16 protein-coding genes are annotated in these 19,942 nt (G+C 49.6%); 4 read left to right on the top strand and 12 right to left on the bottom strand.

Going from position 1 to position 19,942, the window contains the following annotated elements; genetic code table 11:
- Positions 1-3: 3 nt before the first annotated feature.
- From AC1XUF_RS15725 to AC1XUF_RS15705, 5 genes are all read right to left on the bottom strand, one after another.
- Positions 4-729: an esterase family protein gene (locus AC1XUF_RS15725; RefSeq protein WP_483342764.1), complete on the bottom strand. Its 726-nt coding sequence runs from the start codon at positions 727-729 to the stop codon at positions 4-6.
- A gap of 20 nt (positions 730-749) precedes the next feature.
- The gene (locus AC1XUF_RS15720) at positions 750-1,361 is read right to left on the bottom strand and encodes a GDSL-type esterase/lipase family protein (RefSeq protein WP_483342763.1); all 612 of its coding nucleotides are present in this window, start codon (positions 1,359-1,361) and stop codon (positions 750-752) included.
- A gap of 98 nt (positions 1,362-1,459) precedes the next feature.
- Positions 1,460-1,825, bottom strand: a complete 366-nt coding sequence (locus tag AC1XUF_RS15715; protein ID WP_483342762.1) for a DUF4180 domain-containing protein — start codon at positions 1,823-1,825, stop codon at positions 1,460-1,462.
- Between the two features lie 51 nt (positions 1,826-1,876).
- Complete coding sequence (locus AC1XUF_RS15710) at positions 1,877-2,539, bottom strand: START domain-containing protein (protein ID WP_483342761.1); 663 nt, start codon at positions 2,537-2,539, stop codon at positions 1,877-1,879.
- A 338-nt stretch (positions 2,540-2,877) separates the two neighbouring features.
- Positions 2,878-3,138 (bottom strand): hypothetical protein, encoded by a 261-nt coding sequence (locus tag AC1XUF_RS15705; protein WP_483342760.1) that lies wholly within the window; start codon positions 3,136-3,138, stop codon positions 2,878-2,880.
- 137 nt (positions 3,139-3,275) lie between these two features.
- Here AC1XUF_RS15705 and AC1XUF_RS15700 point away from each other — a divergent pair, with 137 nt between their 5' ends.
- On the top strand, positions 3,276-3,869 hold the full coding sequence (locus AC1XUF_RS15700; RefSeq protein WP_483342759.1) for a hypothetical protein: 594 nt from the start codon (positions 3,276-3,278) through the stop codon (positions 3,867-3,869).
- On the opposite strand, the gene AC1XUF_RS15695 is transcribed toward AC1XUF_RS15700, so the two are convergent.
- The 7 genes from AC1XUF_RS15695 to AC1XUF_RS15665 form a co-directional block, all read right to left on the bottom strand.
- A complete protein-coding gene (locus AC1XUF_RS15695; RefSeq protein WP_483342758.1) occupies positions 3,863-6,283 on the bottom strand; it encodes a glucosidase family protein in 2,421 nt (806 codons plus the stop codon). The two genes, AC1XUF_RS15700 and AC1XUF_RS15695, sit on opposite strands and share 7 nt — an antisense overlap.
- Positions 6,284-6,352: 69 nt before the next feature.
- Positions 6,353-8,002 (bottom strand): FAD-dependent oxidoreductase, encoded by a 1,650-nt coding sequence (locus AC1XUF_RS15690; RefSeq protein ID WP_483342757.1) that lies wholly within the window; start codon positions 8,000-8,002, stop codon positions 6,353-6,355.
- A complete protein-coding gene (locus tag AC1XUF_RS15685; protein ID WP_483342756.1) occupies positions 7,977-9,557 on the bottom strand; it encodes an FAD-dependent oxidoreductase in 1,581 nt (526 codons plus the stop codon). The genes AC1XUF_RS15690 and AC1XUF_RS15685 overlap by 26 nt, the downstream gene beginning before the upstream one ends.
- Positions 9,558-9,628: 71 nt before the next feature.
- Positions 9,629-11,056 carry a RagB/SusD family nutrient uptake outer membrane protein gene (locus AC1XUF_RS15680; protein ID WP_483342755.1) on the bottom strand — a complete coding sequence of 476 codons (1,428 nt, stop codon included), beginning with the start codon at positions 11,054-11,056 and terminating at the stop codon, positions 9,629-9,631.
- 20 nt (positions 11,057-11,076) lie between these two features.
- On the bottom strand, positions 11,077-14,481 hold the full coding sequence (locus tag AC1XUF_RS15675; RefSeq protein WP_483342754.1) for a TonB-dependent receptor: 3,405 nt from the start codon (positions 14,479-14,481) through the stop codon (positions 11,077-11,079).
- A gap of 272 nt (positions 14,482-14,753) precedes the next feature.
- Positions 14,754-15,857, bottom strand: coding sequence for a FecR family protein (locus AC1XUF_RS15670; RefSeq protein WP_483342753.1), 1,104 nt, complete (start codon positions 15,855-15,857; stop codon positions 14,754-14,756).
- A gap of 108 nt (positions 15,858-15,965) precedes the next feature.
- Positions 15,966-16,550: an RNA polymerase sigma factor gene (locus AC1XUF_RS15665; RefSeq protein ID WP_483342752.1), complete on the bottom strand. Its 585-nt coding sequence runs from the start codon at positions 16,548-16,550 to the stop codon at positions 15,966-15,968.
- A 258-nt stretch (positions 16,551-16,808) separates the two neighbouring features.
- Between AC1XUF_RS15665 and AC1XUF_RS15660 the strand changes: the two genes are divergently transcribed.
- The 3 genes from AC1XUF_RS15660 (at position 16,809) to AC1XUF_RS15650 (ending at position 19,914) form a co-directional block, all read left to right on the top strand.
- Positions 16,809-17,942 carry an acyltransferase family protein gene (locus AC1XUF_RS15660; RefSeq protein ID WP_483342751.1) on the top strand — a complete coding sequence of 378 codons (1,134 nt, stop codon included), beginning with the start codon at positions 16,809-16,811 and terminating at the stop codon, positions 17,940-17,942.
- 189 nt (positions 17,943-18,131) lie between these two features.
- The gene (locus AC1XUF_RS15655; protein ID WP_483342750.1) at positions 18,132-18,680 is read left to right on the top strand and encodes an SH2 domain-containing protein; all 549 of its coding nucleotides are present in this window, start codon (positions 18,132-18,134) and stop codon (positions 18,678-18,680) included.
- A 118-nt stretch (positions 18,681-18,798) separates the two neighbouring features.
- Positions 18,799-19,914, top strand: coding sequence for a transporter family protein (locus AC1XUF_RS15650; RefSeq protein ID WP_483342749.1), 1,116 nt, complete (start codon positions 18,799-18,801; stop codon positions 19,912-19,914).
- Positions 19,915-19,942: the final 28 nt, after the last annotated feature.

The raw sequence follows: 19,942 nt of genomic DNA, 5'->3' as shown, positions 1-19,942 counted from the left end.
GGCTTACAAATACAACTTCACCATCTCACGCCAGTACCTGGGTCGGTGTGCCTCTTCCTGCCAGACATAGAGCTGGTGGTCGACACCTATAGAGTTCAAAGATGAGCTAAGTTGCTGGTTATCTTGCAGGAACGAGTCCTCCTGACCAATAACCAGGGTAATGTCCAACCGGCGCAGCTGACGCAACAATCTTTTGTCGGAAATCCCGGGGACAAAGCGGTTCGGCATGTTGTAGTAAATATTGTCGTCGAAATAGCCGTCGAAAAGATCCGCAAAAAAAGGTAACGGTTTGGTAAGGTCGTACCGGGCGCTCATGCCGACGATTTTGTTGAAGCTGGTCGGATGTTTCAATCCAATGTTGACTGCATGGTAGCCGCCGAGACTGCAACCCGCGACGGTCAGTCCGTTTTCGCCGTTCCTTTTTTTGATAAACGGGATGACCTCCTTCATGATGTAATCCTCATATTGTAAATGGCGGATCATCCTTTCCTGGGGAGGGAGGTCGGAGTAAAAACTTTCCTGGTCGATGCTGTCCACACAATACACCTGGATTTCACCGGCAGTGATCTTGTCGCTCATGGCGTCCACAATACGCCAGTTTTCAAGATCATAGAAATGGGCCGATCGGGTCGGAAAAAAAATCACAGGGACACCATTGCTGCCAAAGACGAGCATCTCCATGAACCTGTTCAATGCCGGGCTAAACCATTTATGATATTCTCTTTCCATCGCAAAAAGAATTAAGAAGTTTAAAACGCATTAGCAACCACGCCAAGGCCCAAGCTCTCTCTCACGATTTCCTTCCATAATAAGTATCCGGCAGCGCTCAGGTGGAGGCCATCCTGCTCAAACAGGTTTTTAGAAGGCACGCCGGCCCCGTTCAGCATGGCAGGAAAAATATCTATATAGTTTTGAAAAGGGTCTTTCGCAATCTCGTCCCTGATCATCCTGTTCGCGGTTTTGATCTGCGCGATGATTTCCCAGCGCTGGATACTGGGCTTGATGCTGATATAGTAGCATGGGATATTGCCAAACCTTTCGCGGATCTGGGCGATCATCTGCCTATAGAACAGGCACACTTCCACAGGATGCCTGCCGTCCCCCAGATCGTTGTCGCCGGCATACATGACAATTCTTTTTGCCGTACCTACCTCCGCAACGATCCGCTCAAAAAACCACGCGCACGCAGCCAGCGTAGAACCGCCAAAACCCAGGTTAACCGGCTTAATATCAGCAAAATCCGTATACAGGTTTGTCCACAGCGTAATACTGGAGCTTCCGTAAAACAGGGTTTCCGGAGCGAAGGACAATCTGCCCGACTCTTTTTCAACTCTCAGTACCTCGTCTTCGTACCAATTCATAAGCGCGCCTTGATCAAAATTTAAAATTACATCTCAAATGTTACCAGGTTATTAACTGCGTGCCAGCGGATTTTATCAAATTTTAAACCGCAGGACTATTACTGGCTTTTCGAGAGCCGGTCCAGCGCATCCGAAAGCGTGTCCACAAAGTTGATATGCCTGCCTTTGTTGCTTTCCGAAATAAAATCCCGGATACTTTTTCCCGGATACCGGCTAACATCCCCCACAATCGCAAGACGCATCCGATAATTCGAAAACTTCTGCAGTATCTCGCCTGCTATCCCTGTCTTCAGATCGAAGAAGTCGGCCGTGATGTCTTTCTCTGAAATAATCATGCGGTCGAACCCCTGGTAATAAACATTGCCCAGCAATTCCAGGCCGTCGCCCGCCGTCTGAATAACCGGTATGTCTGAAACTACTTCGGCAATCTGCGTCATGCCAATCGAATGTGTCCGTATTTCCATTTTTATAAATTATACATTTCAACTTCTCCTTCTGCCCAACCGGGCAGGCCTTCAGAAAAGTGCGGCATCCTTGTATTTTGCCATTTTTACATAGTTTTTCAGGCTCTTAAACGATTCGATAGGACCTTCGGCTGCGAATGCATTGACTGCCCAAGCCGGTATGCTGCCGCCAGGATCTGTATGCAGGGAGTACTGAACTTTCGCCTTTCCCGCGCTCAGGGGTATGATCACCCAATGCCCGGCCGAGTCGTTGACCCTGACGATCCCTTTTTTCTCTGCTACCATCCCGCTCACAACGGGCCCTTCGATGGTAATGACCTTGCTCGCAGGGTTTTGTGTAGCCTTCACATGTGCTACAAAGTCCCGGTTTTCCAGAGGCCACGGTAAGCTGATCTCTGAATAATAATACATTTCGGTAGGAGATACTTTTCGAAGCAAGGCGCAGCTTTTGGTTTTATAAACCCAATCCGTCCCCGCCTCCACGTCGAGCAACAGGGCCGCGACCTGCCTGGCCGGGACATCTACGACGCATTCAACCTTTAAGGCTTTGATTTTGGAGCCCGGTACCGATTGGGAATAAACCGTAATCTGCTCCTCTTTGGTGACCAGCTTCCAGTTCCCCTGTCCCGATGCCTGTATCACAAATAGTAGAAATGCAATGCAAAGAAGAACTGGATGGGTTTTTGCCCACTTAACATCAGAAATTGTAAACATACATGCGATTTTTTCCAGGGCGCGGTTTAGTCAGTAAATCACCCTCTTATACGGCTTGCGGCAGCACTTTTATCCTGCCCTTATTAACTGGAACCAGCGCATAAAAGTTTGGTGCCTTTGTTGAAACCCAGCGGCCACGCTGCCTGCCAGCTGCTTTTCGTCCCTAAGTCTCTCACTTTTTACGATCAAACTGTGATTGATATCATTCGATATCAAAATAATGCCAATAAAAAATGAGTGAATTTTGGATCTCGCAACGCCAGGAGCGGATGAAGGCTGCCCGTTTTATTAAGTGGTAAAAGGCACAGCCAATCATGCCAAAGCCTGCGGGCTTCAGATCAAAAGATTACATATCTGGTCTGGGCTGCTGCGGTATTTTCGACAGCAACAATTGATCCGGTCTTTGGGCTGACCCGGATCTGTACCCATAAACATAAATTAAAAAAGGCAGTAGAAATCTGGTTGGCCCCATTCAGCAAAGCTGAAAGTGAAATGCCCTTTGTGAAGTTGATATCAATCCATCCGGGCGCTGTCCAGGGCATTTGCGCGCCGTAAGCCAGCCAAAGGCCCCTCCTGTTACCTTTTGTACACCTCCGCATTGTTCCTGTCAACCTTTTATACACCTCCTAAAATAGGAAGTCGCCCGCCGGACCAGCTACGTTTGCACTGCCTTAACGGGACACCAACACCTGTCAGGTTTTATCAAACATTTTCTAAAATTTAAACCAATGTTGCCATGAAAAATCTATTCGTAAGTACCGCTTTCACCCTCTTGTCCCTTTCTCTTTTCTGCTGCGAAAACGCCTCCGACCCGCAGCCGGTTTCGATGTCCGGCGCAAAATCGGGCAAAGGCCTTGAATCCGCCGCTAACGCCGCAAGCGCCCAGATGCAGGTCGGGAATCCCACCACGACCCGGCCGCCACTTACCAATCAATTCGAATGGTTGCTTGTCAAAACCATCACGCTTCCTTACCAAAAGGGACTGAACCTTTCCAGTCCCTTCAGCATCGTCAGCGAAGACGCGGGCGATATCAGCTGGGGTTCTGACGGCGGTTGCTATTCGGCGATCAAATCCTGGAAAGTAACACAAGCCAATCTGAAAATCGTGGATGTCAAAACCGTTACGCCGACCTATCTGAAAACACTTTCATTTATCAAAGGCATGGTATTCTGGGCACCCGCCGGATCTTATTCCTGGACCAATTACATGCCCGACGGTACCGTGATCGCCTATCGGACGACGTCCGGAAAATACCAGCTGGTTGTGGTTAAAAGTTCGTTCCCGCTGGTGCTGGATATTTACCAGGAACATTATTACGTAGTTCAATAGCGGTCGAGTGTGAGGATGATCTTCTTCCCGGCAACTTCCGATACGTTGAACATCCCCTGGGGTTTGGGCTGGACGCTTTTTCCATTGATATGCCAATTCCGGTATTGATCCCCGGGGAAAGCAACCTGCACTTTCCAGTTTTCCCTGGTCTGACTGATTTCCCATTGTTCCGATTTGCCTGATCTTCTGAATGTAACACTCAGCTCATTATTTCCGACTACCACATTTTCAAGCCCGGCCTCATTCCACTGGCCGGGCATTTGCGGCTGGAAGCGGACCGTTTCTGCCGATGCCCTGGGATTGATCCCGAAAAACTGCTGAATGATCGGCACGCCATAACTGTAAATATTCCAGGCTTGGGCCATCATGCCATAATCTGGGGAAACTTCGTAGATAGAACCCGGCAATGCAAAACTGAACGATCTGGTCATGCGCTTTAAGTAACCCAGCGCTTCATCAGGACGACCGTAATTGTTCTCGGCGATGGCGAGCACCCCGGTAGGCAACGTCATTACGGCACCCGTGTAAGTGAACACCTTATTCCTGCCCGTAACCGAACTTTCATCCTTACCAGCCGACTCGTCCCGGTCGATGCCGGTCACAAACGCGCCAAACGGATTGACAAACTTCGAGGCGGTTTTCAATGCGGCCAATGCTTTTGCGGAGTCGGCTATCGCCGTCTCCATAGGTGTGTTCACGACCCAGTTGTGATGTACGACAAACCCCTGCTTACGGGTAAGGCCCTGGCCCGTGATTGCGGACCGGGCTGCACGCAACTCTGCCACGGCCCACGGTTTTTTCAATGTATCCGCCCGCACAATCGCATCATCGATCAGTTTAACAGCCTGTGCCGGTTCTCCGATAAAATCTGCGAACGAATTGCTCCCGGGCACCCAGAAGTCCTGGTTGACCTTTGTTTTGAGCTGAGACGCAATGGTTTTGTATTGGTCTGATAAATGCGCGTCGCCCATTTCCTGCGCCAGGTAAGCCGCATCGGCAAATGCTTTCTGTGTGTAAGCCGCCACGTCGATCATCTCGCTGTTCATCCCGTGGATCTCCATCATGCCAAAGCCGTCGGGAAGCATATTCCCATCTTTGTCATTTTCTTTCAAAAGCCAGGCAAGGCCCTTTTTGACGACCGGGAAATATTTTTTCAGAAAATCCCTGTTGCCGGTCCAGGCGTAAACCGTCGCCACCAGAGATGCAAACTGAGGAGTTTCATTGATGTTGCCCGGATTGAATACCGCCCCATTGGTGGACGCTTCATGGATGATCCGGCCGTTTCCATTGGTTTTTTCCGAAAGCTTATCGAGCACTTCAATGGCATTCAAAACAAGTTCCGGCTGACCGGTCGCAATCAGGCCCTTCAGTGCATATTCGCTGTCCGCCCCGAACCACCAGGGGTAGTCCGGCGCTCCTGCCGACAAGCCACGACCCACGGCGGGGACGTCCCTTACCAGCCAGTCGGTATTGAATTTCACCCATCTGAAAGCCGTTTCCAGTTCTTTGTCGGGAATGGTTAGCTTTGCCTTTTCCGAAATCCCCTCGTACCGCTGCTTTTTGGCATTGAAAAATGAGATCGCGTCACGCTGCACTTCTGCGAACGTTTCGCCGGCCTTCGTTACAGATTCGTAGGACCCCGAAACAATAATCGGAAGGGCAACCGAAGCTCCGGGGCCAATTTCCAGTACATAGCCAATGACCGCAGAAGTGCCTTTGCCTTTTGGATGATAATCGCAGGCCGTATTTCCCTTCGAATGCTTGTCCGGCGTCCTGACCGACCCGAACAGCACATACCAATCATTCAGGCTGTCCTTCACCACCCAGCTTCCCTTTCCCCCGTCCCAACTGGCCAAATCAGGGCCGTCGACCATGTGGGTGCGTTCTCCCAGCCACACAGGCCGCAGGTCGCTGTAACCGGTAAAGTCGAATTCTATTTTTCGGGCCGATTTAGAAGTATTGGTAAAGGTAAATTCAATCACTGCTGCTTCCTTTCCGTCGGGTACGAACTGGACGCGCTCTACGATCAGGTCTTTCAGCCCGGTACGGAACACATGCTTATTGGCAAACGGGTAATTGATGAAGGTATCCGCCCTGGTAAGGCAAACACGCTGGTTATCCGAAATGACTGTTGCCATAAAACCATCCATGAGCTTCACCGGATGGTCCCAGATCCCTCCCATTTCACCCGTCACATGCCAGCCCAGTTCCGGAAAAGCGCCGTCCTGGGTACCGACCATATAAAGACGATCACCCGCCGTGATGTAGGGCGTGTTGAGGTATACCGACTTTCCATTGATATGTTCAACACCCGAAAGCAGCTCCCGGATACTGGCCCTGTCCTCCGTTCTTTTGGTGCATTGGATCAGGCAGGACGCAAACAAGATAATTGCTAAAAGGCGGCAAGGCAACATGGACATAGCTGGATTATTTGAAATTTTCTACAATTTATAGATTGGTTTACAAACATCCATCACCACCTGCTATTCATCGGGCATGCCAACCGCACCGGCATCTATCAGCGCACCGTCTTTCAGGAGCAAAGTTTTCAGCTTGAAGTAATCTACATCCTGAACGTCGGTTTGTGCGTCTACAGCCAATGCTGCCGCCGTTCCTACTGCCTGCCCAAGCGCCATAAAAGTCCACTCAATCCGGATGGCCCCATAGGCAATGTGGCTTGACGAGGGGCAGGTGGGCGTAAGCAAATTGGTACATTCTTTTCTTCTGGGTACCAATGCCCGGTACGAAATGGGCAAAGGCCGCCATTTTGCACTCCCGCCAAAAACAGAGCCTTCGTTGTAAGCAAAGCCGTTTTTCACAATTCTTCTCACGCTGTGAATGTCGGTGGGCCAATAAGCCACAGACACCGGGTCGTCAACTGGTACCGGGTTGTCTCTTTTTACGTGGTTTTCGTTGATGACATAATCCGAGACCATTCTTCGTGCATCCCTGACATAGAACATCCTTGGAAATCCGTGATGGTCCGTGAATTCATCTTTGGCATAGCCCCAGGAAGCCCACGTCTTCTGTAATGTACTGTCCAACTGGCCAACCTCTGGGTCGTTTGCCAGAAAATAGAACAAACCTTTTGTAAACATTTCATGCTGGTCCAGAATGCGCTGTCGGGTCTCATAACTTCCTTCCGGATAATCCATGTTCATGCCATAAAGATTGTGCGACAGGTCGTGCCATGCGCCGAGGTCTGTCTTTCCATTGGGCAGCTCGGCAGCAGGCCGGTAAAGTTTGCCGCCCGCCCTCAGGTAACGCAGGTAAATCTCATAATCACTTTTCTTGAACCCATCAGGCTTGTAAAAAGCAATTTGATTGTCCTGTTTTTGCGTCAGGCACACACGAAAACAGAAAGCCTGCAGGTGCTGATCTGCTTCGCCTGGTGTACCGGGTACTTCGTTCTGAATGGTTGGTATAAGCCCGCTGGTACTGTCGCCCGGGATTTGATAGGGGTCCACTTTTACCAGAAACTGGGCATGGGTTGTTTCGGCACGGATACCGTTCAAAGTTTCATGGTAAGCACGGTTGGCTTCCCGACCAACCGTTGTGCTCACGCCTGCCGCTGCCAGCAGGTCCCCCTCAATGCTTGCGTCGATGAAGATGCCGGCCTCAAAAGTTTTCCCGTTTTCCATTTTTATCCGGGTGATTTTCCGGTTTTTTTTCAGAACAGCGTCCCTGGATTCGCTCAGCCGGGTTTTGCAAAAAAGGCTGATCTTATACTCCGAAAGCCACGATTGGATAACGCGCTCTGCCACACTGGATTCCAATCGCCAAAGATCAGGCTTTTTCTCTCCCTCCCGGATCATTTTTTCGAAAGCCTCTTCACGCCCGTATGCCTTTGCGACCCGCCTGTAAAATTCCAATGCAATACCGCTCACCGCAGGGCTGTTGCGGAACTCTTTATGGTTGTCAATATCGGTTCCGCCCAGTCCTTCCACTACATTTCCGCCGATATGACCCGTTGGTTCCAGCAAAGCGACCGACTTCCCCATCCGCGCCACCTGAATGGCAGCTGCATAGCCGCCGGCAGATCCGCCATAAACCACCACATCAAAGCTGCTCTGACCGGCTGCAGGGAGCGCGATCATCAGAAAAAGCTTACTTATGAATGTCTTTGCCGCCATTCCAAACCTGATGATCAATACTGATGATAACTCCCCTTTCTTTCAATTTCGCCTGCAGGTCGCCGATGTCCAATTGCTGAACATCCTTTTTTTGCCTGGCGGCAATAGCTGCCGCAATCCCTGCGCTATTACCCAGCTGCATCCAGGTACATTCTACCCGCGCCGAGCAGAATGCCACATGCGAAACAGACAGGCAACCCGGCACCAGCAGGTTACTGCATTCAGCTCGCTTGGGAGTAATGGTGCGGTAGGAAAATTCGTAAGGTTCGGTGGTCGAATGCCAGATACGGCCTTCATTCACAAACTGTGTTTTGGAAACAGCCACGCGCTGCACATGGTGGCTGTCGATCCAATGCGAGCCGAGGCAGATCGCGTCCGGCTTTTTGCGGTTTTCGAGAATGTCTTTTTGCGTCTGGATCAATGCCCCCTTCATTCTGCGGGCTTCGCGGATGTAGAGGTAATAGGGAAAGTTGCCGTTATCCTTGAATTCATCGGCTGTAAACCCAAACCGGTTCACTTCGTCGTGAAGCTTTTGCGGCACGGCCGGATCATTGGCTAGAAAATAAAGCAAGCCCAGTGTCCAGTTTTTGTGGTCGTCATAAATAACCTGGCGCTTTGCGTAATCGGCGTCGGGGTATTCCACATTTCCTCCAAAATGTCCCAGCGAGATCACTGATTTCTGTTTGTTATTGGTTTCAAATTTTCCTTTGGGGTAAGTCCACGAATACATGTCGATGATATCTGTAAACTTGGTCTCCGGTTTGTTTTTCAACAATCTTGAAAGCAGGATATACCTTTTCGGATCGTACTGAGCAGGTTTGGGGAAGGTCACCCTGTCGGGATTGGAGGACATCATGACCCTGAAATTATAATTCATCACCCGGTTATCACCCTGGCCTTCGGTTAAGGTGCTTTTTTCTACAAAACCCGGCAGGAGCTTGCCGTCGTCGTCGTAGGGAGAAGCATCTATCGGCTCATCCATAAACCTGACGCCCGCATACGATTCGCCATATTCGTCCTTACTTTCGCGGCCATACGTATAGGAAACACCGGCTTTCGCCATCAGGTCGCCTTCGTAAGTGGCATCAATAAATACATCGGCGCGCACATCGCCTCCGTTGGTGAGGCTGATAGTCCGGATTTTGGCACCCTCTTTTTTTACTTTTTGAACAAAAGATTCATAAACCACCTTCACCTTTGCCTCCGTGAGCAGGTCATTGAAGGTCTTCTCGGCTACGTGTGATTCAAAATAAAATTCCGTTTTAGGCTTTCCGTAAAACTTGCTCATGCGGCTGTAAAATTCGAGCGGCAAGCCCGAAATCGTCTCTTCGATCATATGCTCCGACTCCGCGGTCCCGATACCGCTGGTGTTCATGCCGCCAACATGTTTGGTCTGTTCAATCAACAAGACCTTCGCCCCCTCACGCGCCGCGGCAACCGCTGCTATCACGCCGCCCGGCGTGCCGCCATAAACCACCACATCATAACGCGTTTGCGCAGCGGCAAAAAGAAAGGCAAAAGAGAAAAAAATCGTCAGTAATAACTTCATCATCATTCCATTAAAATATCGAAAGGCCGACGAGACACAGCCAGCCTCCGACAGGTGAGCTTTGATTAAAATGAACCTTAATAGCCTGTGTTTTGAACCAATGCCGGGTTGACATCAATTTCCTGAAGCGGGATCGGATACAGCAAATGCTTCTGTTCCGAGGCAATACCAATCGCTTTCATCGCATCCAGATATTTTCCCGTGCGGAGCAAATCCCAGCGGCGATGCCCTTCGAAACTCAGCTCCCAGCCACGTTCCTGCAAAACGGCATCCCTGAACTGCGCCTGAGTAAGCCCGGCCAGATCAGGCAATTCGGTAGCTGTCGCGCCATTTCGGGCCCTGGCCCTTACCTGATTGATCGCGGCATAAGCCTCAGAAGTAGGGCCGCCCGTTTCGTTTAATGCTTCCGCGTACATCAGCAGCACCTCGGCATAACGGGTTACGATGAAATTATTCCTGGCAGAACTTTCGCCGCAAGCCAATGGGTCCCAATACTTATCGGTATGTGGGCCGGTCCGGGAAGCTACGACGGTACCATTGGCGATTTTTTTCTCTGTAATAACCGTCACCTCCTTGCGGTAATCACCTTTGAGAAAGGAATTTGCATACAATGGCACTACCTGGTAATTGCCCCCCGTCAGGTTGATCGGGTAGGAAAAATAAATTGCAAAGCTTACCGCCATCGGGCTGCCATAAGCCGGCAACACGCAGCTGTATTGGATAGAAAAAATATGCTCGGGACCGTTTTCTTTCTCTGGGACGTACAAGTCGCGGAAATCAGGCACCAGGCTGTAGGCTTTCGAATCGATCACTTCTTTGGCTTTGGCGGCTGCATTCGCCCAATCCTTGCGGGTCAGGTACACTTTGGCCAGGATGGTTTTAGCTGCGCCGGAAGTGGCGCGACCAATTTCGGTATCCGCCGTGTATTTAATGGGAAGGACTTTTTCCGCATCCTGAAGGTCCTGAATGATCTGCAGGTAAACCTGTTCCTGCGGGTCGCGGGGAATCTGCACATTCACCACGTCGTTGCTGACGGCGACTACCAGCGGCACATCGCCAAAAGCACGTACCAGATTGAAATAGGCCAATGCCCGGAGGAACTTTGCCTCACCCACAATCTGGTCGCGGAGCTTGGTATCCATAGTAATCTTAGGAACATTGCCGATCACCCGGTTGGCGCGGTCGATGAGGACGTAACTGGCCGTGTAAAACTGATCGAACAGGTTGGTACCGCTGTTAAACAGGTTTTTGTGTATCTCCGTACCGGTGCCATTTTCCTCCCGTACTTCGCATTCGTCCCCGTTCAGGTCGGCGAGGTTGATCATCGTCATCCCGTAAACCCCTTTGAGCCGGTCGTACACCGCATTGATGGCGGATGTGGCATCGGCAGCAGAATTAAAAGAATTGGATTCTTCGAAAAAGCTGAGTGGTACTTCTTCCAGGTTATTTTCACAGGATGCCGAAACCATCAGCAAGAGGAGCATACATATATTGAATCGTTTCATTTTCAGGTCGGTTTAGGAAGTCAGAATGATAGTGAGGCGCCTAATGTGAAGGTCCTTGCGGCAGGGTACGAATAGTTGTCCAGCCCGTATTGGGTGTTGCTGTTAAAATCCGAATTCACTTCCGGGTCATATCCCCTGTACCTGGTAAAAGTCAAAAGGTTCTGGGCGCTGATGTAAACCCGCGCCCGCTTGACCCGGTTGGTTTTTAAGGGGAGGACATAGCCCAGCGAAACGTTTTTCAGCCGTACAAACGAACCGTCCTCGATATAGAATGAATCTGTATTGGTATTCCTCCACTGCCGTATCGACGGCAGAGTATTGGAAGGACGGTCGGCCCGCCAGGCACCGTTGATAACGGTTTTCAGAAGGTTGTCGCTCGGATCCGACTGCTCCATGGATTTGCGGGTCGCGTTCAGGATACTATTGCCCTGGACGCCCTGAAAGAAGACGGAGAGGTCGAAGCCTTTGAAGGAAAGGTTATTGGTAAGTCCAAAAATAAACTGGGGCATGCCTTTGCCCAGTATCTGCCTGTCCGACGCTTCATTAAAAACCCCATCCCCATTCACGTCCTTGTAATGGATCGCACCAGGCAAATCCCCTGCCCGTGCCAGGTTGCCTGCCGCTTTGATTTCATCGGTACTCTGCCAGATACCTTCAAAAACATTCCCATAAAAAGAACCTACCGACTCACCCACTTTCACAATGGAGTTGCCCACCAGGAACTGGTCCGCATTGTTGAGCTTGATGACCTTATTTCTATTGACTGAAATATTGCCGACGGTCTTCCATTTGAGCGCACCGTCCAGATTGATCGTGTTAACGCCCAGTTCAAACCCCTTGTTCTGCAGACTGCCAATGTTACGTGTCACGCTCGTAAAGCCCGTGGTAGAAGGCAATTCGACAGCCAACAACAAATCAGTGGTTGTCTTGATATAATAGTCGCCGGTGAGCTGAATGCGGTTATTGACCAGCCCAAGGTCAAAGCCCGCGTCAAATTGAGCGGTTTTCTCCCAGCGCAAATCGGGATTTGCGATCCGCGAAGCCTGACTGGCCAGTACCTCTTTATCGCCAAATACAGTACGGGTGGTGGCGTATTGCGAAAGCGAATTGTACAAACCAATGCCATCATTCCCCGTAATTCCATAGCTCACCCGCAATTTCAGGTCGCTGACCGCCTTGATATTTTTCATGAAACCTTCGTCGGTAACGCGCCACGCAACAGCACCGGACGGGAAAAATCCATATTTATTGTTAAGCCCAAACCGCGAAGATCCATCGATACGACCGGTTACAGTGAACAGGTACCGGTCCAGAAAGCGGTAATTGACCCGTCCAAGATAGGAATTCAGGCCCCATTTGTTGAGCGCGCCCCTTGCCGGAAGCGGTTTATTGGCCAGACCTATATTGTTGGCCCCCAATGTATAACTGGGAAAATCCTGGGCTTCGGCGTAAGTGCGTTCCTCCCGGTTGCTCTGGAAAGTGACACCGGCGACGACGTCGAACGCGTGCGAGTCCAGCTTTTTGGAATATGTCAGGATGTTTTCATTCAGCAGGTTCAGGTTGTTGGAAGTACCATTGCTGCCATAACCATTCACGGTGTTGCCGAGCAACGTTTGCGGAGTATAAAAAATGTTCCGGCGGGTATTGAGTACGTCCGCCCCAACACTGATCCGGGCACTCAGGCCACCGCCAATGGTGATATCCCCAAACATATTTCCTAAGATCCGGTCGGTTGTCAGGAGGTTGGTGGTCGTCCTGGCGACGGCTACCGGGTTGGCTACAGAATTGAATCCCGAACCGGAGCCGACATTCAACAGCTGGTAATTGCCGGTCGCATCAAAAACCGGGCTGGCAGGAGAAGCCCGTACCGCAAGGCCAACGACCCCGGTTGATCCCACTTCATTGACGCTGTTGTTATAACTTCTCGTGACCGTGAAGTTCGTGCCTATTTTCAGCCGCTTGTTCACTTTGGCGTCCAGATTGATCCGCGAGGTATATCTTTTAAAATTCGAGGTGATCACGATACCATCCTGGTTGAAATAGTTGCCGCTGACTACATACCTGATTTTGTCTGTGCCGCCGGAAAATGAAAGCTGGTAGTTCTGGATTGGTGCCGTGCGATAGATTTCCTTCTGCCAATTGGTCCCGATGCCGTATTCCGATGGTTTTTTGGGATACGCACCCGCCGGGTTGCCGTAACGTTCCGGAAAATTCAGGTTTCTGAGCTGCTCGTTTTTTGCTCCGGTGTGTTCCTCGGCGGTAGCCAGATCAAGCATTTTCGTAATTTCCTGTACTCCATAATAGGCATCAAAGTCAATGCTCACCTGCCCTTCCCGGCCTCTTTTGGTCGTCACCAGCACCACGCCGTTTGCTCCCCTTGATCCGTATATAGCAGTTGCAGAAGCATCTTTCAATATTTCTATAGACTCAATGTCGTTGGGGTTGATCGAAGCAAGCGGGTTGGGGTACGACGACGAATTGGCTGCGCCTGTGGCGGGATCCGGATTGGTGACCGGGAATCCGTCGATCACATAAAGCGGATCGTTACTGGCTGAAATGGAGTTACCCCCTCTTACACGAATGGTAATGCCGCCGCCAGGCGCATTGGACGAATTGGTTACCTGTACACCTGCCACCCTGCCCTGCAATGCCTGGTTGAACGAGCTCACCGGCTGCTCCTGCAATTCGGCAGAACCAATGGAAACAACCGATCCGGTCAGGTCGCGCTTTTTAACCATCCCGTAACCCACAACTACAATTTCATTCAACGTCTTGTCGTCGGCCTTCATGGATATGTCTATAACCGAACGGTTGCCCACCATCACCTCCTGGCTTAAGTAACCCACGAAGGAAAAAACGAGCAATGCGTTGGGATCCGGAATGCTGATTTTATACTTACCGTCATTGTCTGAGGTAGTGCCATTCTGAGTGCCTTTGACCACGACACTGACACCCGGCAATCCCGCACCTGTTTCGTCTGTGACTATGCCGGACACCTCGGCTTCTCTGGTTTGGGCATGATTGAGCAGGCTTTGTCCCGATTCATGGGCTGGCGGATCGGGTATGTCCCGTTTCAGGATGATTTGCTTGCCAATTATTTCGTAACGGATATGGTAAGGCGCCAGCAGTTTTTCCAGTACGACCGACAGCTTTTCATTGGATACATTCAGGGTTATTTTCCGCGATGCCTGTATCAGATTGGGGCTGTATGAGAACTTCACTTCGGCATCCCTCTCAATCCCCGACAGCACAGCATGGATCTTTTGGTTCACCGCCTGGACAGAAATCCGCCTGCTAAGCAATTCCTGGGCACTGACATCGACGGCCAGGGAAATATTTGCAAAAGTCGCGGCGATAAGAAATTGAAGGACAGACCACTTCATGATTTTTACTGCCCAATACAGGGCAGGGTCAATTATTTTCATAATTTTGATTGTTTTGATTGAATTCACATTTGGCAAAACGGCCCTCATCGGTCTCAAGCGATGTCATGGCAACATGAGCGGGCATTCGGGGTCGGTAATGTTAGCGCATTACCGGCTTCTTTTTTAGATACAGGTATGGTTCAGATCATTGTTTTTAAGGGTTAAGAGGTTAAGGTTAGATTAAGGGTTAAGAACAACAACTAATCGACTCATAATTAATGATTTAGAAATGGTCGTAACAACATGGAAAGTTTCTTTTCACTCTTACCTTTTTAAAAACAGCCTTTGCCGCTGACGATAATTCTCGCGTCTTCGATCTGGTAGGTGGCTTCGATACTTTTGCAAATGATGTCCAGCTTATCAAACAGGGATTCGTCCGTCAGGTCCGCAGTGAATTGGCAGCGGGCGAAGGAGGCAGTGTCAAATTCGATAGCCAACCCGTAAGCTTCTTCCAATGCCTTGAATACGTCTGCCGCAGGTGTGGCTGAGAAAACAAACCGTTGGTCGACCGGCTTGCGGTTTTTGCCTGCCATCAAAGTCGGATCTTCCACAAGCGATTTCACAAGCCTGATATCCTGGCGTGATAAAACAGCCTGCTGATTGGGTAGCAACAATAATCCGGTCGGTTCCATACCCCGGGAGGCTTTCCCTTTCATGACTGCATCGGCGACGGCTACAGTCACACGGCCCGTGCTCACTTTTACCGTTACATTTTTATCGTCTTTAAATGCCTTGACGTTAAAACTGGTACCCAACACCCTTGTAACCAATTCGTTGGCGTAAACATAGAAGGGTTTTTGTGGATTTTTGGTAACCTCAAAAAATGCCTCTCCACTCAGGTAAACCTCGCGCTTACCTGTTCCGTTGAAAGTTTTAGCATAGCTGATTTTGCTTTGGGGTTTTAAGAAAATGGCACTGCTGTCGTCCAGTGTAACAAGCATCGGCTCCATTGTGTTGTTGACCTTTTCGACCAACGGTATTTCTGCGCTTTCGACATTCACTTCGTAGGAAAGTGTATTTGCCGTAAATTCCCTGTTCAACGCCCACCAGCCGAGCATGAAAATGACAGAGGCAGCCGCCGCCCAGGCAGGCCAGGCCGGCAGGCGCCGCACAGGTGCCTTTTCCGACTTAACGATTTCATCCCTGATCCGCTGAAAAACCGTGTCTTCATGGGACTGGCCCGGAAAATCGGCCTCTACCTGGTTTTTTATAACCTCCAATAGTTTACGGGCGTTGGCAACGTCGTGGCTTTTAGCAGGGTATTGGTGCAGAAAATCTTCCCAAAAAGCATTGGAAGCCTCATCCGGTGCCTGGACCCATTTACGGAAATAAGGATCTTCTACCAATTCGCTTGTGCTGTACTTCGAATATTTCATGTTGACTTTATCGGAAATAATTGAACTATTCCCTTTAAACATAGAGAGAAGGATGAGACCAATTTCAACCTCCCTCAACATGAAAAATTTCACAAAAAAATGATGATATTATCTAAATACAATGAAAATCAGGCAGATAGCAAGTTTTCTTAGGACACTGAGCGCTTTCTGTACCAGGTTTCGCGCAGTTTGTTCCTTGATGCCCAAAATATCCCCAATCTGAGGGTATTCCAGATTGTGGTAATACCTCAGCACGAGCGCTTCGTTTTGGCGGGGCGGGAGATTGCGCAGCCAGGTGCTTAACTGCTCCGCCCTCACGCTGGTCTCCTCATCGATCGAGAAACTGGCTTCGACGGAAATTTGCGTGGGCAACAAATCCTCGGTAATGGTCTCCCAATCTTCCCCGTTCCGGGTTTCCTGCTTCCACAACTTATGGATCTCCCGCCTGAGCGAACGGAACAGGTAGTATTTCACGGATGACGCCTGATTGAGCGTTTCCCGGGATCGCCATATATTCACAAAAAGATCCTGGATGGCGTCATTTACAACATCTTCATTGTTGGTAATGCGCTTTCCATAGCTGAAAAGGGCCTGGAAATACCGGCGGTATAATTCTTCGAAAGCGGCCGTATCACCTGCCCTCATGGATGCCCAAAGCAGTTCGTCGCCGATATGTGGTTCTTCCCGTTTCAATTTTTCAACAAAAACCACAAATAAAGACAACAAACACCGAATTGCACTATCCTGCGTATTAATTGTGATAAGGTAATTTCTTGCGAATTTCCTGATTTCCGTACTGGAAATGCGAAAATGCTTTTTGTATATTCACTTCCACTCACCACTAATTCATTTACAATCAAGTATTTGTCACATTTTCTATTTGTTTATTTCACTCAAGGCACACATTTGTTGATGAACCTTCCGATCCACTTAAATTTTGGTACGATGCAAATGAGTACAGTGAAGAGAAATCCGACATACTTCCCTCAGTTGGATGGATTACGGGCGCTTGCAATAGGCCTTGTCATATTGTTCCACTGGTTTCCAGAGGATGGCTTCATTCAGAAAATGGCCGCAGGGGGCATGGGAGTAACACTTTTTTTTGTCCTGAGCGGCTTTCTGATCACTCTGATCCTGCTGAACGCAAGACAGTCTATTCCCGACTACGGTTTTTTTGGCAGTTATGTCCATTTTATGGTGCGGAGGATGGTGAGGATCTTTCCGATCTACTATTTCGTCTTGTTTTTCGTGTGGGCGTCTCAATTTCTATCGTTTTTACCGGACATCAACACCAAGTTTTACCACTATCCCGTACATTTTCTGCTGTACGGATCCAATTTTCTGATTGATACTTACGGTGACTGGGGCGATATGCTATCCATTTACTGGACACTGGCAGTGGAAGAGCAATTTTACCTGTTATGGCCGATCGTCATATTACTCACTCCGGCGCGGCATCTGAGGTTATCGATCCTGTCGTGCATACTTTGCGGAATTTTATCGCGCGGGGTGCTTTTGCTCGCAGGCAGTACGGCAGGTGTGCTTATGCCTACCTGCCTGGACTCATTTGGTCTTGGTGCACTGTGGGCTTTGACAATGTTTGAAGGTTCGGGTCAGAAGGAGTTTGTCATCTGGCTCCGGAAATTCGTTTTCGCGGGTATCCTGGTTTATCTGGTATTCTGTTTTTTCGACCAGGGATCGGTCATGAAAACCCTCTTCTTCAGAACGGCCATGTCAGTAATCTGTCTTTATTTTGTGGTAATGGCGAGTTACAAAGAGGGTTTCCAGCATTTTTTTGGCAAGATCATCGGGAATGCGCCCGTCAGGTTCGCAGGCAAAATCAGTTATGGCATCTACGTGTACCACATGCTGGTACCCCAATTTCTTGTGGCCGGTTTTCTCCGCTCGGCCGGAAAAATCCTGGGGAGCGAAATCACCTTGTCGGCAGGGTTATACAGAGTGGTGAGCCTGTTTTTGCTGTGCATTGTTTCGGTTCTGTCGTGGTACCTGCTGGAACTTCCTTTCCGGCACTTAAAAAGAGGATTCAAGTTCACCTGGAACCAGCAGGTCAAGCGCATTGCGTAGGACGTTACTTCTAAGTTTCCGTTTCCAGCCGGCCCATACCCAACTGACTCGTGCTCAGCGGGTCAGTTGCGTTATTACTAAAAATCACGCTGTGACACGGCAACCATCGGCCAAACAGAATAGAAAAATCGGTTAAAAACAATTTCATTTCTTTGTACATTTATCATTGTCGAATGTTGAACAGCTACTTTGAATAGACTTTTATCACTCCTGCTCTTCACTTTATTGCTCTATAACATGATTGGCTACTCGGTAGTCTATTTCATGGAAGGGGCGCCTATCGTTTTTTGTGAGGCAGTTGGTGATGAAAAATCAATGTCGGCCCCTGGTTCAATTGTGATTAAGGTACCGTTTGAGTTACCTTATCAGAATAGTTGGGAGCATCCGGAAGCAGCAGAAGGGACAATCCTGCATGAAGGGGCACACTACAGCATGAAGAGCCGGCAACTGATCAATGATACGATTTACGTCCATTGTGAGTTTGACCAGAACGCCCGCGACCGGTATGAGCTGCTCGTATCCAAAATCCTCGACGAGGTAACCGGCGGGCGCTCCGAAAAGAATGCACATTCCAAGCTCCTTAAAAACTTCCTTAAAAGCTTTCTGGCAACAGGTCAGAAACATATTTTCTTTATTCTGGAATGGTCCCCGGCTGGTCATGCGGCCATCGACGGCTACCGCTTTTCAATTGCGGCCAGCGTGCCCAACATTCCGTCGCCCCCTCCTGACCGGGCATAAGCTTCCACATTGTCCAAGTTACTATTTTTCGCATGAGTGAACCCTATAAGGGTAGCACGCCATGCGTTTTAAAATCCGCCCATGCATATCATCAATACATGGCTAACATTTTAACCTCATGAAAAAGAACCTCTTTATACTGCCTTTGCTCATTTTGATTTCGATCATTTCATCAAAAACATACGGTCAGGGCTGTGTTGCAATCCGCAGCACAGGTAACGCATGTATGCTGGCCCATGCCGACAGCTCGGACCACCAGCAATGGGTGTTGACGACCAGTGCACGTTATTTCAAATCTTTCCGGCACTATTCCGGGACTGAGGAAAACAAGGACCGGCTGAAACAACATACCGAGGTAATCAACCACACGGCATCGCTGGACATCAACCTCACCAGGATCCTGAACGATCGCTGGTCGATTATGATTGACCTGCCCATTATTTCCAATGCACGCTCCTCACTATACGAGCATGGGCTAATCAATGGAGTCAATAAATTCAACGAACGGCATAGCACACATTCATTTGGCATTGGCGACCTGCGTATTGCTGCTTACCATTGGTTGTTTGATCCCAAGAAAAGCATGCGCGGAAACATCCAGCTGGGGCTGGGCATCAAACTGCCCACCGGCGATTACAACTACCAGGACTACTGGTACAATGTCGGACCAAACGGCACAAAAGAACTCCGCACAGTTGACCAGTCGATCCAGCTGGGCGACGGCGGGACCGGTTTTACGGTGGAGGCAAATACGTATTATAATCTCACTCATAATTTCGGAGTTTATGCCAATTTCTACTATCTGGTCAACCCAAGAGAACAAAACGGTGTGCGGACCTACCGGGAAACATTGAGTCCGCGACTTGCGAATGAGGCGATCATGAGCGTGCCCGATCAATACATGGCCAGAGGTGGTGTGAGCTACGCGGTCAACAGCATCGCACGCGGACTGACAGTAGCGGCAGGTGCGCGGCTCGAAGGCATTCCGGTCCACGATCTGGTTGGCGGCAGCGGTGATTTTCGTCGGCCGGGCTATATCTGGAGCATTGAGCCAAGCATCAATTATTCTTCCAAAAAATTCGCTCTTTTTGTAAGTGTGCCGGTGGCATTGGCGCGTAACCGTACCCAAAGTGTTACAGATAAAGAAAATTCTGTTAAGTATGGCACTTTCATCCGTGGCGATGCCGCGTTCGCTGATTATTCCGTGAATGCCGGGGTATCATTTAAATTTTGATAAAACCATAACAGGTAGTCCGGGTGTC

This window comes from Dyadobacter sp. HNCC25DJ185, assembly GCF_056895195.1.
The sequence above is the reverse complement of the archived record's forward strand: the minus strand, read 5'-3'. Positions and strand labels throughout refer to the sequence as shown.

Bases quoted from the DNA above. Each gene is read 5' to 3' on its own strand.
- AC1XUF_RS15690 (WP_483342757.1), bottom strand. From the start codon at position 8,002: ATGGCGGCAAAGACATTCATAAGTAAGCTTTTTCTGATGATCGCGCTC.
- AC1XUF_RS15710 (WP_483342761.1), bottom strand. From the start codon at position 2,539: ATGTTTACAATTTCTGATGTTAAGTGGGCAAAAACCCATCCAGTTCTT.
- AC1XUF_RS15670 (WP_483342753.1), bottom strand. From the start codon at position 15,857: ATGAAATATTCGAAGTACAGCACAAGCGAATTGGTAGAAGATCCTTAT.
- AC1XUF_RS15700 (WP_483342759.1), top strand. From the start codon at position 3,276: ATGAAAAATCTATTCGTAAGTACCGCTTTCACCCTCTTGTCCCTTTCT.
- AC1XUF_RS15705 (WP_483342760.1), bottom strand. From the start codon at position 3,138: ATGCGGAGGTGTACAAAAGGTAACAGGAGGGGCCTTTGGCTGGCTTAC.
- AC1XUF_RS15725 (WP_483342764.1), bottom strand. From the start codon at position 729: ATGGAAAGAGAATATCATAAATGGTTTAGCCCGGCATTGAACAGGTTC.
- AC1XUF_RS15660 (WP_483342751.1), top strand. From the start codon at position 16,809: ATGAGTACAGTGAAGAGAAATCCGACATACTTCCCTCAGTTGGATGGA.
- AC1XUF_RS15715 (WP_483342762.1), bottom strand. From the start codon at position 1,825: ATGGAAATACGGACACATTCGATTGGCATGACGCAGATTGCCGAAGTA.
- AC1XUF_RS15680 (WP_483342755.1), bottom strand. From the start codon at position 11,056: ATGAAACGATTCAATATATGTATGCTCCTCTTGCTGATGGTTTCGGCA.
- AC1XUF_RS15650 (WP_483342749.1), top strand. From the start codon at position 18,799: ATGAAAAAGAACCTCTTTATACTGCCTTTGCTCATTTTGATTTCGATC.
- AC1XUF_RS15720 (WP_483342763.1), bottom strand. From the start codon at position 1,361: ATGAATTGGTACGAAGACGAGGTACTGAGAGTTGAAAAAGAGTCGGGC.
- AC1XUF_RS15685 (WP_483342756.1), bottom strand. From the start codon at position 9,557: ATGATGATGAAGTTATTACTGACGATTTTTTTCTCTTTTGCCTTTCTT.
- AC1XUF_RS15695 (WP_483342758.1), bottom strand. From the start codon at position 6,283: ATGTTGCCTTGCCGCCTTTTAGCAATTATCTTGTTTGCGTCCTGCCTG.
- AC1XUF_RS15675 (WP_483342754.1), bottom strand. From the start codon at position 14,481: ATGAAAATAATTGACCCTGCCCTGTATTGGGCAGTAAAAATCATGAAG.